At 74.5% G+C, this 14,294-nt stretch carries 13 protein-coding genes and 1 pseudogene; 9 read left to right on the top strand and 5 right to left on the bottom strand.

Annotated elements, in window-relative coordinates; all coding sequences use genetic code 11:
• Positions 1-29: 29 nt before the first annotated feature.
• On the top strand, positions 30-1,247 hold the full coding sequence (locus tag MM438_RS03980; RefSeq protein ID WP_241451233.1) for a PspC domain-containing protein: 1,218 nt from the start codon (positions 30-32) through the stop codon (positions 1,245-1,247).
• Positions 1,244-1,462, top strand: coding sequence for a hypothetical protein (locus MM438_RS03975; RefSeq protein WP_241451232.1), 219 nt, complete (start codon positions 1,244-1,246; stop codon positions 1,460-1,462). Before MM438_RS03980 ends, MM438_RS03975 begins: the two co-directional genes overlap by 4 nt.
• Here MM438_RS03975 and MM438_RS03970 read toward each other — a convergent pair.
• Positions 1,459-2,232, bottom strand: coding sequence for an NUDIX hydrolase (locus tag MM438_RS03970; RefSeq protein ID WP_241451231.1), 774 nt, complete (start codon positions 2,230-2,232; stop codon positions 1,459-1,461). The genes MM438_RS03975 and MM438_RS03970 overlap by 4 nt on opposite strands.
• The gene (locus tag MM438_RS03965; RefSeq protein ID WP_241451230.1) at positions 2,229-3,395 is read right to left on the bottom strand and encodes a glycosyltransferase family 4 protein; all 1,167 of its coding nucleotides are present in this window, start codon (positions 3,393-3,395) and stop codon (positions 2,229-2,231) included. Before MM438_RS03965 ends, MM438_RS03970 begins: the two co-directional genes overlap by 4 nt.
• Positions 3,396-3,428: 33 nt before the next feature.
• Between MM438_RS03965 and MM438_RS03960 the strand changes: the two genes are divergently transcribed.
• Positions 3,429-4,253 carry a PIG-L family deacetylase gene (locus tag MM438_RS03960; protein WP_241451229.1) on the top strand — a complete coding sequence of 275 codons (825 nt, stop codon included), beginning with the start codon at positions 3,429-3,431 and terminating at the stop codon, positions 4,251-4,253.
• Positions 4,184-5,317, top strand: coding sequence for a lysylphosphatidylglycerol synthase domain-containing protein (locus MM438_RS03955; RefSeq protein WP_407568275.1), 1,134 nt, complete (start codon positions 4,184-4,186; stop codon positions 5,315-5,317). The genes MM438_RS03960 and MM438_RS03955 overlap by 70 nt, the downstream gene beginning before the upstream one ends.
• A gap of 37 nt (positions 5,318-5,354) precedes the next feature.
• Here MM438_RS03955 and MM438_RS03950 read toward each other — a convergent pair whose 3' ends face one another.
• Both MM438_RS03950 and MM438_RS03945 read right to left on the bottom strand, forming a co-directional pair.
• Positions 5,355-6,095, bottom strand: a complete 741-nt coding sequence (locus MM438_RS03950; RefSeq protein ID WP_241451227.1) for a type 1 glutamine amidotransferase — start codon at positions 6,093-6,095, stop codon at positions 5,355-5,357.
• On the bottom strand, positions 6,095-7,411 hold the full coding sequence (locus MM438_RS03945; protein ID WP_241451226.1) for a MurT ligase domain-containing protein: 1,317 nt from the start codon (positions 7,409-7,411) through the stop codon (positions 6,095-6,097). The genes MM438_RS03950 and MM438_RS03945 overlap by 1 nt, the downstream gene beginning before the upstream one ends.
• 230 nt (positions 7,412-7,641) lie before the next feature.
• On the opposite strand from MM438_RS03945, the gene MM438_RS16185 reads away from it, so the two are divergent.
• From MM438_RS16185 to MM438_RS16640, 3 genes and pseudogenes are all read left to right on the top strand, one after another.
• On the top strand, positions 7,642-7,764 hold the full coding sequence (locus MM438_RS16185; protein WP_277627914.1) for a hypothetical protein: 123 nt from the start codon (positions 7,642-7,644) through the stop codon (positions 7,762-7,764).
• A gap of 39 nt (positions 7,765-7,803) precedes the next feature.
• Positions 7,804-7,977: pseudogene (locus tag MM438_RS16180) on the top strand (lamin tail domain-containing protein); the annotation flags it as partial.
• A 39-nt stretch (positions 7,978-8,016) separates the two neighbouring features.
• Entirely contained in the window at positions 8,017-10,398 is a 2,382-nt protein-coding gene (locus MM438_RS16640) for an endonuclease/exonuclease/phosphatase family protein (RefSeq protein ID WP_338155557.1), read from the top strand.
• 71 nt (positions 10,399-10,469) lie between these two features.
• Here MM438_RS16640 and MM438_RS03935 read toward each other — a convergent pair whose 3' ends face one another.
• Positions 10,470-11,420, bottom strand: coding sequence for a hypothetical protein (locus tag MM438_RS03935; RefSeq protein ID WP_241451222.1), 951 nt, complete (start codon positions 11,418-11,420; stop codon positions 10,470-10,472).
• Between the two features lie 129 nt (positions 11,421-11,549).
• Here MM438_RS03935 and hemG point away from each other — a divergent pair, with 129 nt between their 5' ends.
• Both hemG and MM438_RS03925 read left to right on the top strand, forming a co-directional pair.
• Positions 11,550-12,953: a protoporphyrinogen oxidase gene (hemG, locus tag MM438_RS03930; RefSeq protein WP_241451221.1), complete on the top strand. Its 1,404-nt coding sequence runs from the start codon at positions 11,550-11,552 to the stop codon at positions 12,951-12,953.
• Positions 12,950-14,158: a TIGR04053 family radical SAM/SPASM domain-containing protein gene (locus MM438_RS03925; protein ID WP_241451220.1), complete on the top strand. Its 1,209-nt coding sequence runs from the start codon at positions 12,950-12,952 to the stop codon at positions 14,156-14,158. Before hemG ends, MM438_RS03925 begins: the two co-directional genes overlap by 4 nt.
• Positions 14,159-14,294 lie beyond the last annotated feature (136 nt).

The raw sequence follows: 14,294 nt of genomic DNA, 5'->3' as shown, positions 1-14,294 counted from the left end.
GAGGTCCTGGCGTCGGCCACGCTGGCGGTATGACGCAGACCCAGTCCCCGGGCCCTCGGCCGACGGACGGCCTCGACCGCTTCTGCGAGCGGGTGCGCGCGACCGGGATCCGCCGCCGCCTCACCGATCGCTGGGTCGCCGGGGTGTGCGCGGGCGTGGCCGACGCCCTCGGCGTCGACCCGGTGGTCGTGCGCATCGCCTGGGGCCTGACGCTGGCCATGGGGGGCGTCGGGGTGCCGGCGTACTTCCTGGCCTTCAGCCTGATGGCCGACACCGCCCAGCAGATCCCGCTGGAGAAGGCCGTCCGCCACGGCGACGGCGACTCGGTGATCCTGCTCGTCCTCACCGGGCTGCTGGTGCTGGACCACGTCGGGGACCTGGGGGGCGGGGCGCAGGTCGATGCCCGGGGCCTGGCCCTGGCGCTCACCTGGAGCGCCGTGGCCGCGGCCGGGGCCTGGTGGTGGTGGCGACGGACGGGCCGAGGTCGGCCGTCCGTCCCGGCCGGGTCGACCGAGTCCAGCGGGGCGAGCAGCTCGACGCGGTCGACGGCCGCCCCGGCGTCGCCGGAGCCGGTCGCCGTCCCGGCCCGGGCCCGGGCCCGACGCCCCTCGCTCGGCCGGCCCGGTGCGCTCGCCACGCTGGGTCTGGCCGTGATCGGCGGCGGCGGGGTGCTCGGCGCCCAGAGCGTGGGCCGGGTGCACCTGGAGCACCCGGCGCAGGTGGCGACGGCGACGGCCCTGGGGCTGTGCGCGACCTTCCTCGTCGTCATCGGCCTCGCCGGGCGCCGGGGCGGCCTGACGACGGTCGTCGTCGTGCTCCTGTCGCTCGGGCTGACGGCGGGGGCCGGGACCACTCGCAGCGTCGACGGGTGGTGGGGCGGGGTCCAGCTGGGCTCCGCGACCCACGACATGAGCTGGGTACCCACCGAGCTGCGCGGCGGGGAGGAGTACCACGTCGCCGCCGGCGACGGCGTCCTGGACCTGACCCACCTGGATCCCGAGCAGGTCTCCGGGCGCAGCATCACCACCGACGTCGGCCTGGGCGACCTGGTGGTGCGGGTCCCGCAGGGGTTGACGGTGCGGGTGCGTGGCGACGTGGGGCTCGGCGACCTGAGGGTGCGCCGCGCGGGCGGCGAGGTCACCGCCGTCGGCAGCGGCGAGACGGTGATCGGCCGGGGCCGGCCGGTGCTGGACCTCGTGGCTCACGTGGGCCTCGGGGAGACGACGATCGAGGAGGTCACCCGATGAGCAGCAGCAGGTATGGCGAGCAGCGCCCCCGTGGTCCTTGCGCCCCCGCCCTCGTGGTGGGCCTGCTCGGGCTGGCGCTCGCGGCCGGGGTGCTCGCGGGCGAGCTGGCCCGGGTGCAGGTGGACGTGGGGCGGTGGGGCCCCTGGGTCGCGGTCGGCGTGGGGCTGGTGCTGCTCGTCGTCGGGGCGGCGGGGATCGCGCGGCGGACCCGCTAGGCGGGCCGGTCGGTCTCGTCCCCGAGGTGATCGCGCACCCCCGCCCAGGCCGGGGCCAGGGGGATCGCGGACAGGCGGGCGTGCGGCACCCACTCCGCGGCCTCGGTGGTCCCACCCGTGTCGTGCACCACGAGGTCCTGGGTGCGCTGCAGCTCGGCGCCGTAGACGAGTCGCACCGCCTGGAAGTCCTCCAGGATCCCCTTGGGGGACAGACCGATCCAGTGCTGGCTGAGCACGGCGACGAGGCGGGGGCGGTAGATGTCCTGCCCGGTCTCCTCCCACACCTCGCGGACGACGGCGGCCTCGGGGTCCTCCCCCGGCTCGACGCCGCCGCCCGGCAGGCCGTAGGTGCCGTGGGCGTTGGTGCGCTCGGAGTTGACGGTGAGCAGGACGCCGCGGGGGCCGTGGACGACGGCGTAGGCCGCGACGCGGGTGCGCACGAGGGGCGGCCGGGCGGGGTCCAGGACGATCCCCTCGTCCACGGCGACCGGGGACCAGGTCAGCGGGAGCGGGCCGTCCTCGCGCCGGTCCACGACATACGTCAGGACGATCCCGTGCGGGTCGCCCAGGTCCCGCTCGGCCGCGACGGGACGCACCGGGTCCCAGCCGTGGCTGCGCAGCAGGTCGTCCGGCGAGACGCCGTGCGGAAGGTCCTCCGCGACCTGGCGGCGCCCGTCGCGGTCGTAGCCGTCGACGTGGACGGGGGCGTCGAGCACCCGCCCGTTGCGGACCACCCGCCCGTAGGCGTCGGTCTGGAGCCGGTCGGTCATGGGGTCCCCCTGAGCATGCTGCGCAGCTCGCCGGCACGAGCGAGCTCCCTCTCCACCAGATCCAGGACCGAAGGCCACGCCTGAGCAGGCGGGGTCTCGGCATTGTGCATTCGGATGGCTTGCCGCACAACGGGATCCGTCAGGATGGTATGCATGTGGTCCGACATCTGCGCGTCGTCCGACGCGATCAGCCCGGACCGGCCGTGCTCGACGAAGTCGGTGACCCCGCTGCCCTGGACGGCGAGCACCGGCAGACCGGCGGTGCGGGCCTCCAGGGCGGCGATCCCGAAGGCCTCCAGCCGCGCGGGCGAGACATAGGCGGCCGCCGAGCGACAGGCGGCGAGCAGCTCCGGCCGCGGCACCCGGCCGCGCAGCCGCACCCGGTGGGTCAGTCCCTCCCGGCGCAGGTAGGCCTCGAGCAGCGCCCGCTGCGGTCCCTCGCCGTAGACGTCCAGCCGCCAGTCGACCTCCGCCGGTCGGCCCCCGCCGCCACGCAACCGCCGCTCCACCTCGCGCGCGGCGCGCAGCAGCGGCAGCGGTCGCTTGCGCCGCGCCAGGCGCATCGCGGTGACCAGGGTGAGCGGCGTCCCTTCCGGGGTCGGACGACCCCCGGGCGGGGACCAGCGGGGCACGTCGATCCCGTTGGGCAGCACCGACACCGGTGCCTCGGCCGCGGCCCTGGCGACCTGGGCCGCCGCCATCCGGCTCACGGCCGACAGCGCCGCACCCTGCTCGGACCAGCGCCGCACCGTCCCGGCGCGCCGCAGCAGGGGGGCCATCGCGTCGAGCGCGCAGTGCCAGGTGATCGCCGTGGGCAGCCCCGCCGCGAGCGCCGCGTCGACCGCCAGCCGCCCGAAGGGGCTCACCACGCCCAGGTGGGCGTGGGCCACGTCGAAGCCGCCGTCACGCAGCCGCTCCCGCAGCATCGACCCGGCGAAGGGGTTGACCGGCAGGTCGCCCGGCAGCCGCAGCGCCAGGTGGTGCACCGGCACCCCGTCGACGACCTCCACGGCCCCGTGCCGCTCCCCCTGCCGCCCCGGTGTCGCGGTGAGAACCGTCACCTCGTGCCCGCGGCGCACCAGCTGCTCCGCGAGGTCGTGGACCTGCACCTCGATCCCGCCCAGGCGGGGCAGGTAGCAGTCCGACAGCACGGCGACTCTCACCCTCCCAGCCTGACATGAGACAGGATGGACCCGATGCCATACACACTCTGCGCCTTCCACGCCCACCCCGACGACGAGGCCCTGCTCACCTCCGGCACGCTCGCCCGCGCCGCCGCCGAGGGGCACCGGGTGATCGTGGTCACCGCCACCGACGGCGACCTCGGCCTCACCTCCGCGGACTACCGCCGGCCCGACGCGGCACCCCTCGGCCACCACCGGCTGCAGGAGCTGCTGGAGTCCTGCCGCGCGCTGCACGTGGCGCGGGTCGAGTGGCTCGGCTACGCCGACAGCGGCTCCGGCCCCGAGATCGCCCCGCCCGCACCCGGGCTCGAGCGGTTCGCGGCCGCGGACGTCGACGAGGCGGCCGGGCGGCTCGCCCGGATCCTGCGCGAGGAGTCCGTGGACGTCCTGCTGACGTACGACGCCAACGGCGGCTACGGCCACCGTGACCACGTCCAGGTCCACCACGTCGGTGCCCGCGCGGCCGAGCTGGCCGGGACGCCGCGCGTGCTGCAGGCGACCGCCCCCCGCGACCTGCTGTGCCGGGCCCTCGACGTGGTGTCGACGTTCTACACCTTCCCGTCGTACTTCGACCGCGCCTCCTTCGACCGGGCCTACAGCGCGAGCGCCGACATCACCCACCGGATCTCGGTGCGGCCCTTCGTCGCGGCCAAGCGCGCGTCGATGCGCGCCCACGCCTCGCAGGCCGCCTCCGACGGCGCCGAGCGCACGCTGGCGGCCTTCCTGCGCATCCCGCGCCCGGTCTACGACTGGGTCTTCGGCCGCGAGTGGTATGTCGACCCGGCCCGGCCGGCCGGCGCGCCCGTCGCCACCGACGTCTTCGAGGGGTTGCCCTGAGCACGCCGCCGGGCCCCACCCGGCGCGCCCCCTGGTGGCAGACCGCGCTGCAGGCAGCCGTCGGGATCGGCCTCGCCGTGGTCCTGCTCGTCTGGGGGCTGCCGCACTTCGCGCAGACCACCTGGGCCGACCTGTGGGCCCAGCTGCGGACCCTCAGCTGGGCCAACACGATCGGCCTGCTCGTGCTGACCCTGACGGCGTTGTGGAGCTACACCTTCACCCTCACCGGTTCGCTCGCCGGGCTCACCCACGGGCAGGCGCTGATGGTCAACGTCGCGGGGTCCGCGGCCGGCAACCTGCTGCCGGGCGGCGGGGCGATGGGCGCGGCGGCGACCTACGCCATGTATCGCTCCTGGGGCTTCGAGGGTCGCGAGATCTCCACCTCCCTGATCGTCACCGGGGTGTGGAACGTCGTGGGGCGGATGACCCTGCCCGTCCTCGGTGTCCTGGTGCTGCTGCTGGGCGACGAGCCGTTGCCGCCCGGCGTCGCCCGCGGCGCCGCCGTCGGCGCGGGGGTCGGGCTGGCGCTGCTCGGCTGGTTCGTGGCGACCGTCACCTCGGAGCGGGTGGCCCAGGCGACCGGCCGGGCGCTCGACGGGATCGTCGGGCCGGTGGTGCGGCGGATCACCCGGCGGCCGACGACGGGGGTCGCCGACCTGGTCCACGACCTGCGCTCTCGTATCGGCCTCGTGGTGGAGTCGGGGTGGGTGCCGATGACGCTGGGGCTGCTGGGCTTCTTCGCGCTGCAGTACGCGCTCTTCGTGCTGTGCCTGCAGGCGACCTCCGTGCACCTGTCACTCGGGCAGCTGTTCGTGGCCTTCGCCGTCGGCCGGCTGCTGACCGCGGTCGGGGTCACGCCCGGCGGCGTCGGGGTCACCGAGGCCGGCACCGCCATCGCGCTCGTGGGCTTCGGCGCGCCGCACGCCGAGGCCGCCGCCGGGATCGTGCTGTTCACGATCTACACCCACCTGATGGAGCTGCCGCTGGGGGCGCTGGGCGGGCTCGCCTGGTGGGCGTCGCGCGGTTGCTACGCGCGGCGGCGTGCCCGGCTCGCCGGGAGCTGACCGACCGCCGCGCCCTGCCCGCCGGCGCCCGGTCGGGCTACCTCCTGGCCGCAGCGGCCTTGAGGCGCCGGGCCTGGCGGGTCCGCGCGTGCTCGGCATACGCGTCGTCGATCTCGCCCGGCTCGAAGTCTCGGCCGAGTGCCCGCTCCACGGCCGCCTTGATCAGCCCGTCGGCCACCGCCGGGTTGGCCGGCAGGAGCGGCCCGTGCAGGTAGGTCCCGATGACGTTGCGGGTGCGCGCGCCCTCGGTGCCGTCCTCGCCGTTGTTGCCGCGGCCGGCGAGGACCCGGCCGAAGGGCGCCTGCCCGGGCCCGAGGATCGTGGCGCCCGAGTGGTTCTCGAAGCCCACGACCTCGCCCAGGTCGGTGTCCAGGACGATCCCGCCGATCATCCGGGTGTCCTTGCCCGTCGTGGTGACGTCCAGGATGCCGAGGCCCGGCAGCCGCTGGCCGTCGACGGTGATGAAGGCATTGCCGAAGAGCTGGTACATCCCGCAGATGGCGAGCATGGGGCAGCCGTCGGCGGCGAGCGCCTTGAGCGAGTCGCCGATGCGGGCCAGGTCGTCCTCGACGCGGGCCTGACCGGAGTCCTGCCCGCCGCCGCCCATGACCAGGTGCACGTCGTCGCGCCAGGGATCGCCGGGAGCGTGCCCGACGACCTCGGTCTCGTAACCGTGCCAGCGCAGTCGGCTCGCGAGCGCCCGGGTGTTGCCGAGATCGCCGTAGATGCTCATCTCGCGGGGGTAGAGGTGGACCAGCGTGATCCGTCCCTTGGACATCAGGCCGTGGCCTCCTCGCCGAAGTCGGGCAGGTCGTAGCGCTGGGCCAGCATCCGGCGCAGCGTCATCATGGCGGTGTAGGTGCAGAAGATCCGCTTGGGCTCGTCCGCGTGGTCGGCGAGGAAGACGTCCAGCGCGCGCTCCAGGTCGGGCTCGACGGAGTCGACGCGAACGTCGTCGTACCTCAGCCGCAGGGCCATGTCGTAGGCCCGGACGCCGCTGGTGACCGCGACGCCGTGCTCGCGCAGCGACTCGAAGCTCACGTCGTACAGCCACGAGACGTCCTGGCCGTCGGCGTAGTTGTCGTTGATCGCGACCATCGAGGCGACCGGCGTCGTGCCGTAGGTGCCGAGCGCGACCGTGAAGCCGGCGGGGTTCTTGACGAGGACCAGCTCGAGCGGCTGCCCGTCCACGTCGACGACCTCCCCGCGGCCGAACGGCGGGGTGACCTTGGCGAGCGCCTCGGCGGCGACGGCATGCCGGAAGTCGTCCCCCAGGACCAGGCGGACCATCGAGGTCGCGGCCGTGGCGTTGATCATGGCGGCCAGGCCCCGCTGACGCAGGCTGACCGGCCCCACGTCGTGCCCGTCGCCGAAGACGACCGTGAAGTGGTGGTCGTCGATCGGCTTGAGCAGCCCGTCGGAGGGGCCGGCCGGGGGCACCTCGTCGGCCTCCTCGAAGCGGACGTCGGCCTCCTGCAGCTCGGGCAGCCGGTCGGCGATCGAGGGGTCGACGCCGAACCACCGGACCGTCACGTCCGGGCCGACGTGCTCGTCGATGCGGGAGATGAAGGAGTCGTCGCGGTTGAGGACCACGCCGCCGGTCGTCTGCTCGGCCAGGCGCGTGAGCAGGCGTGCGGTGTGGTCGATCTCGGCGAACCGGTCGAGCTGGTCCCGGGCGACGTTGAGGAGCAGGGCGTGGGTGGGGGCGACCACCTCGGCGAACTTCAGCGAGTGCGCCTCGTCGAGCTCCACGACCGCGATGTCGGCCTTGATCCGGCCGGTCAGCGGGATCTCCGGGAGCATCGAGGAGATCACGCCCCGGGTGAAGTTGGACCCTGTCGGGTTGGTGATGACGGTGAGCCCGTGGGCCCGCAGCAGGGCGACCACCATCTTGGTGGTCGTCGTCTTGCCGTTGGTGCCGCTCACCACCACCACGCCCCGAGGCAGGTCCCCGAGCGTCGACCTCAGGAAGCCTGGGTCGATCCGCTCCGCCACCAGCCCGGGGAGCGCCGAGCCACCGCTACCACCGCCGCGCAGCCGACTGGCGGTGCGCGCGAGCTTGCCTGCCGCGATCGCGGCCGTCGTCCTCCACACGGCGCACACCCTACCCGCGCCGGAGGGCTGGGCCATGCAGGTGGGGGTACCACTGCGTAGCGCTACCGGACGACCCCGAATCGTCACCCAGGAGTCATGCGACCGTCATACGTCGGTCTCTCCCGAAAAGTCACGGATCGCTAACGTCGATGTTCGCTCTGCGACCATGCCTCCGGCAGGCCGCGGACCGCCCCGCACGGACCCCTCCCTCCCCGACCCAGGAGATCACCATGCGCATCCCGCTGCGCGCCGTTCCCCGCCTCGGCGCCGTCGCCCTCCTCGCCGGCGCCGGGCTGGCCGTCCCCACCGTCGCCGACGCCGTCGACGAGTCGAGCCCCGTCGTCATCTCCTAGGTCTTCGGCGGTGGCGGCAGCTCCGGCGCCCCCTACAAGAACGACTACGTCGAGCTCTACAACTCCTCCGACGCCCCGGTGAGCCTGGACGGCTGGTCGATCCAGTACGCCTCCTCGGCCGGCACCACCTGGCAGCGCACCGCCCTCACCGGCACCATCGCGCCGCACAGCACCTTCGTCGTCGCGCAGGCCGCGGGCGCCGGCACCGCCGCCGCCCCGCTGCCGCGCACCGACGTGCAGGGCACGATCGCGATGTCCGCCACCACCGGCCGGGTCGCCCTGGTCGGCACCGCCACGACGCTGACCTGCGGCGCCGACTGCGACGCCGCCCCCGGCGTCGTGGACTACGTGGGCTGGGGCGCGGCGACCGACTACGTCGTCGCGGCCGCCCCGGCGACCACCAGCAGCAGCGCGATCCACCGCGCCCTGCCGGCGCCGACGAGCGGCTGGGACAACGCCCAGGACTACACCGTCGGCGCCCCGACGCCGGCCGAGGTGGCCACCCGGCCGACCCCGACCCCGACGCCGACGGGCACCCCGACCGCCGCGCCGACCGAGGCCCCCACGGTCACGCCCACCCCGACGCCCACCCGGCCGCAGCCCAGCCCGCTGACCATCCAGGACGTCCAGGGCGCAGGCTTCCTGTCGCCGGTCAAGGGCCAGTCGGTCACCAACGTCCCCGGCGTCGTCACCGCGATCCGCGCCACGGGCCGCACCAAGGGCTTCTGGATCCAGCAGCCCGCCAAGGACCCGGCCCGCGCCAACGCCTCCTCCGGCCTCTTCGTCTACACCGCCGCGGCCCCCATCACCGCCACGGTGGGCGACTCGGTGCTGGTCAGCGGCGTGGTCTCGGACCACTACACGCTGCGCCCCGGCGAGACCGTGGCCACCACGTCCAGCCTGTCGATGACCGAGATCACCAAGCCGGTCGTCACCGTGCTGTCCAGCGGCAACCCGGTGCCCGCGGCCGCGACCCTGCCCGCCGACATGCCCGACAGGTACGCCCCCCGGCCCGCGAGCGGCAACGTCGAGGAGATCACGTCCGTCGACGTCCACCGCTCCGCCCTGGAGTGGTACGAGGCCCACGAGGGCGAGCTGGTCACCGTCGCGGACGCCCGCGTCGTCGGGCCGGGCAAGCCGCAGTACGGCGAGATCTACGTCCAGACCAAGCCGAACGAGCTGCGCACCCCGCGCGGTGGCACCTACGTCGCGGACGACGACCGCACCCCGACCGGCCGCATGCTCGTCATGCCCGTCGACGGCAAGGTCCCCGCGGCCGACGTCGGCGACGTCCTGCAGGGCGAGACCACCGGCCCGGTCGACTGGAGCACGTACGGCGGCTACACCATCGCCGCCACCCGCCTCGGCGGTCACGTCGACAACCACCTGGAGCGCACGGTCGTCGCCGGCTCGAACGCCGACCGGCTCACCGTCGCGACGTACAACGTGGAGAACCTCGCCCCCGCCGACCCGCAGGCGAAGTACGACACCCTGGCCGCCGGCGTGGTCACCAACCTGCGCTCCCCCGACGTGATCACCGTGGAGGAGATCCAGGACAGCTCCGGGGCCGCGAACGACGGGACGGTCGACTCCTCGCAGACGGTCGCCAAGCTCCTCGACGCGATCACGGCGGCCGGCGGCCCGGCCTACCGGGCCGCCTGGGTCGACCCCGAGGACGGCAAGGACGGCGGCCAGCCGGGCGGCAACATCCGGGTGGCGCTGTTCTACGACCCCACCCGGGTGACCTTCGTGTCCCGCCCCGGTGGCACGGCCACGACGCCCACGACGGTCACCAAGGACACCACCCCCGGCCTCGAGGACACCCCGGCGCTGTCCGTCTCCCCCGGTCGGGTCGACCCGACCAACCCGGCGTGGGCGTCCAGCCGCAAGCCGCTGGCGGGCGAGTTCGTCTTCCGGGGCCGCAAGGTCGTCGTCGTCGCCAACCACTTCAACTCCAAGGGCGGCGACGACGACGCGAACGGCCGCTTCCAGCCGCCGAACCGGTCCTCGCAGGTGCAGCGCACCCAGCAGGCCCAGTCGCTGCGCACCTTCGTCGAGCAGGTCAAGGCCGTGGACCCGCAGGCCAACGTGATCGTCGGCGGCGACTTCAACGACTACCAGTTCTCGGCGCCGATCAAGGCTCTGACCGGTGACGGCACCGTGGTCAAGGACACGATGTGGTCGCTTCCCGAGAACGAGCGCTACTCCTACGTCTACAACGGCATCAGCCAGACGCTGGACCACATCATGGTGACGCCCAACCTCACGGCGGACACCCGCCTGCAGGTCGCGCACATCAACGCGGAGTTCGCCGCGCAGGGCTCCGACCACGACCCGCAGGTCGTCGACACGGTCCCGGCGCTGCACCGCTACGCCCCCGGCACGATCGCGCTGGACGTCGCGGTCCGCAAGCCCGGCCAGAAGGTCACGGTGACCCTCTCCGGCTGGAGGCGCGGCGACATCGTCGCCCTCTCCTGGGACGGCAACCCCGTCGGCATGGCGCAGATCGGTGCCGACGGCACCGCGACCACCAGGGTGACGGTGCCCGTCACGGCTCCCACCGGGGCCCACACGCTCTCCGCGACGGGTCGGCAGACCACGGCGGCGAGCACCACGGTGACCGTTCGCCGCTGACGCTGCTGCACCGGCGAGGCCCGGCCCCCCGAGAGTCGGGGCGACCGGGCCTCGCGCCGTGCGGGAGGGGGTCAGCGCAGGTACTTCTCCACGGCCCGGGAGGTGGCCCCCACGAGGAGGCCGGCGAGGGAGCCGACCAGCGCGAGGGTGCCCAGGCCGAGGGGCAGCCCGACCGGGGTGGCCTCGACTCCGACGCCCCAGCTCACGAGCAGCACGCCCATCACCACGACCGCGGACAGACCGGCGAGCAGCAGCAGGCCCAGGCCGTATGGCGCACCGGCGACCACGTGCTCGCGGGTGTGCTGCCGGACGAAGCCGCGCACCTGCCGCCGGAAGGCCACGAGGGCACGCCGCTGGCGGGGCCGCCCGGCGAGGACCGCCGCGACGGCCAGGCCGACGCCCGCCCAGGCGGTCACCACGGCCAGGGCGGCGATGACGTCGCCGGGGCGGTTGCCCATGCGCGACACGATGACGCCGAGGGAGACCCAGGTCGCCCACAGGCTGGCGACGAAGGTCACCACGAAGCGGACGGTCATGGGGGTGACCAGGACGATGGCCACGGCCAGCGAGGCCGCGGCCGTCGCGTGCCCGCTCGGGGCGGAGTTGTCGGCGCCGAGCTGCCAGACGCCGTGGTCGGGGCGGTGCACCAGGTGGGTGCGCAGGAGGTACTGGCTGACGTTGGCGCCCAGCACCACGACGAAGGCGGCGACCCCGAGGTCGAGCCGGCGTCGCACGAGGGCGACCACGAAGCAGAGCCCGAAGGCCACCCCCAGGACGTTGGTGTCCACGACCGCGAGGACGGTGTCCAGGTGCTGCCAGCGGAAGCCGTCGGTGGTGGCGATGGCGGAGTAGGCGCGCTGGTCCAGCTCCTGGCCCCAGGGGGTCAGGATGTTCCACACGATCGTCAGGACCGTCATCAGGAGGCCGAGGCCCGTGGCCGCCACCGCCCAGTGGCGGGCGTGCCCGTGCAGCTCGACGACGGGCGCCTGGGTGGGGAGGGCGGGACTGTCCGTCATGGCCATGCACTCAGTGTGCAGCACCGGGGACGTACCAGGACCGAACGGACACACAGGACAGCCCGGACGGAGCAGCGACCGTCGACGGGCGGTCGCGGGCCCCGGGGCCACGGTCGCTCTCGGTAGGCTGGGGTCATGCCTGATGCCCCTGCCACGTCCATCGTCGTCGGAGGTGGGGTCACCGGTCTGCTCGCCGCCCGGCGCCTCGCGCAGGCCGGCTCCACGGTCACCGTCCTCGAGGCCGGCGACCGGCCCGGCGGCCAGGTGCGCACGATCGACCTCGAGGGGCGCCGCGTGGAGCTGGGCGCCGAGGCCGTCCACCTCGCCTCGCCCGCCGTCGTCGCCCTGGTGCGCGAGCTCGGGCTCGAGGACTCGCTGCTCCGGTCCAACCCCGGCGCCACCTGGCTGGCCACCCGCCGGGGCCTGCGACGACTCCCGCAGGGGGTCGGCCCGACCGGGCCGACCCAGCTGATGCCGGTGGTGCGCAGCGGGATCGTCTCGGTCCCGGGCCTGGCCCGCGCCGCCCTGGAGCCCCTCGTCGCCCGCCGCCACCGCGTCGACGGCGACGTCTCGGTGGGGCACTTCGTGCGCGAGCGCTTCGGGCGCGAGATCGCCGAGGCCTTCGTCGACCCCATGCTCGGCGGGCTGCACTCCGGGGACATCGACCGGCTCTCCCTGCGATCCGCCTCGCCCATGCTCGCCCGGGTCGCCGAGTCCGGCCGCTCGCTCACCCTGTCGGTGCGCACCCGCAAGGCCGGCCCCAGCGTGGCCCCGTCGATGTTCGCCACCTGGCCGGACGGGCTCGGCACCCTCGTCGACGCCCTCCTCGCCGGGACGGACGCCCAGGTGCGCTGCGGGGAGACCGTGCGGTCCGTCATACGGGAGCAGGACGGGGCCTGTGCCGTGACGCTGGCGAGCGGCGAGGCCCACCGGGCCGACGCGGTCGTGCTCGCCGTCAACGCCGCGGTCGCCGCCCGGCTGCTGATGCCGGCCTGCCCGGACGCCGCGACCCCGCTGGCCCAGGTGCGTTCGGCCACCCTCGCGACCGCGCTGGTCGCCGTGCCGCGGGCCGACGCGCAGGCCTGCGACGCCGTCCGCACCGGCACCGGCGTGATGATCCCCAGCACCCTGGGGCTGCGGCTCAAAGCGGCGACCTTCCTGTCCTCGAAGTGGCCCCAGCACGCCCCCACCCCGGAGCACGACACCGTGCTGCTGCGCCTGTCCGCGGGCCGGGCCGGGTCGAGCCTCGTCGACGACCACACCGACGACGAGCTGCTCGCGATGATGCTCGCCGACCTGGCGGCCCTCACCGGGCTGCGCACCACCCCGGTGACCACGCTCGTCCACCGGTGGCCCAGCACCGCCCCGCAGCTCGAGGTGGGGCACGGCGAGCGGCTCGCAGCCGCCCGCGCCGCCCTCGCGCGGGACCTGCCGCGCGTCGTCCTGGCAGGCGCGTCCATCGACGGCAGCGGGATCTCCGGCTGCCTCACCTCCGCCGAGCAGGCCGCCCGGCACCTCCTCGCAGGAGTTCCGGCATGAGTCAGCACCATCTCTCCGACGAGGCCCGCGCGGTCCGGCACCAGCGGCACGACGTCGGGGACAAGCCGTTCATCACCATCTGGGAGGTCACCCGCGCCTGCCAGCTGGCGTGTCGGCACTGCCGCGCCGACGCCATCACGCGGCGGGACCCGCTGGAGCTCACCCTCGACGAGGGCAAGGCGCTGCTGGACCAGATCGCGTCGTTCCCCAAGCCCTTCCCCCTGGTGGTGCTCACCGGCGGCGACCCCTTCGAGCGACCGGACCTGGCCGACCTCACGGCCTACGGCAGCTCCCTGGGGCTGTCCATGGCGCTCTCGCCGTCGGCGACTCCCAGCCTGACGCCGGCCCGGCTGGCCGAGCTGCGGGATGCGGGGGCCAAGGCCGTCTCCCTCTCGCTCGACGGGGCCCAGGCCGCCACCCACGACGCCTTCCGCGGCTTCGAGGGGACCTTCGAGCGGACGCTGGAGGCCGCCCGGATGGTCGCCGACGCGGGCTTCCGGCTGCAGATCAACTCCACGGTCACCCGCGCGACCGTGCTGGAGCTGCCGGACCTGCTCACCACCGTGCTCGGCCTGGGCGCCAAGCTGTGGAGCGTGTTCTTCCTCGTGCCGACGGGCCGCGGGCAGCAGCTGCAGACCCTCACCCCGGACGAGGTCGAGGACGTGCTGCACTGGCTCGCCGACGTCTCCCGCCACATCGCCGTCAAGACCACCGAGGCCCCGCACTACCGTCGCGTGGTCCTGCAGCGGCTGCGGTCCGGGCACGACGTCGGCGAGCGTGGTGACCTGTACGCCGCGCTGACGGCCCGCACCGCCGAGCTGCTCGGCGACCGCGCGGTGCCGCAGCGCCAGGCCCGCGCGCCGATCGACGTCAACTCCGGGCGCGGGTTCGTCTTCATCGACCACCAGGGCTGGGTCTATCCCTCGGGCTTCCTGCCCCACCGGGCCGGCAACGTGCGGGACACCCCGCTGCCCGAGGTCTATCGCGAGTCGCCGGTGATGCGGGCCCTGCGGACGCCGGAGCAGTTCGTCGGCAAGTGCGGGGTGTGCGAGTTCCGCGAGGTCTGCGGCGGCTCGCGCTCCCATGCCTATGCCGTCACGGGCGATCCGCTGGCCTCGGACCCGACGTGCGCCTATGTCCCGGCGGCCGCCCGCGGGGCCGACCTCGAGGCCCCCGCCGTCGCCTCGCGCCCGCACGCCCACTGATAGTTACTGTCAGTGCTGATTGCTTACGAGATGCCTGACGTGAGGTAGGGAAGCCGACACAAAGCGTGCTGACCAGGCCCTTTCGTGGTTTCTTGGTCCTCGCATCGCCGCGACACGCCGGACCCGGCATCGGTTC

Origin of the sequence: Arsenicicoccus dermatophilus (assembly GCF_022568795.1) — a bacterium.
GTDB classification, from domain to species: domain Bacteria; phylum Actinomycetota; class Actinomycetes; order Actinomycetales; family Dermatophilaceae; genus Arsenicicoccus; species Arsenicicoccus dermatophilus.
The sequence above is the reverse complement of the archived record's forward strand: the minus strand, read 5'-3'. Positions and strand labels throughout refer to the sequence as shown.

Excerpts from the sequence above, each read along its gene's own strand:
- MM438_RS16185 (WP_277627914.1), top strand. The coding sequence starts at position 7,642 with ATGCGCATCCCGCTGCGCGCCGTTCCCCGCCTCGGCGCCGTCGCCCTC.
- hemG (WP_241451221.1), top strand. The coding sequence starts at position 11,550 with ATGCCTGATGCCCCTGCCACGTCCATCGTCGTCGGAGGTGGGGTCACC.
- MM438_RS03935 (WP_241451222.1), bottom strand. The coding sequence starts at position 11,420 with ATGGCCATGACGGACAGTCCCGCCCTCCCCACCCAGGCGCCCGTCGTC.
- MM438_RS16640 (WP_338155557.1), top strand. The coding sequence starts at position 8,017 with ATGTCCGCCACCACCGGCCGGGTCGCCCTGGTCGGCACCGCCACGACG.
- MM438_RS03970 (WP_241451231.1), bottom strand. The coding sequence starts at position 2,232 with ATGACCGACCGGCTCCAGACCGACGCCTACGGGCGGGTGGTCCGCAAC.
- MM438_RS03980 (WP_241451233.1), top strand. The coding sequence starts at position 30 with ATGACGCAGACCCAGTCCCCGGGCCCTCGGCCGACGGACGGCCTCGAC.
- MM438_RS03925 (WP_241451220.1), top strand. The coding sequence starts at position 12,950 with ATGAGTCAGCACCATCTCTCCGACGAGGCCCGCGCGGTCCGGCACCAG.
- MM438_RS03975 (WP_241451232.1), top strand. The coding sequence starts at position 1,244 with ATGAGCAGCAGCAGGTATGGCGAGCAGCGCCCCCGTGGTCCTTGCGCC.
- MM438_RS03950 (WP_241451227.1), bottom strand. The coding sequence starts at position 6,095 with ATGTCCAAGGGACGGATCACGCTGGTCCACCTCTACCCCCGCGAGATG.
- MM438_RS03960 (WP_241451229.1), top strand. The coding sequence starts at position 3,429 with ATGCCATACACACTCTGCGCCTTCCACGCCCACCCCGACGACGAGGCC.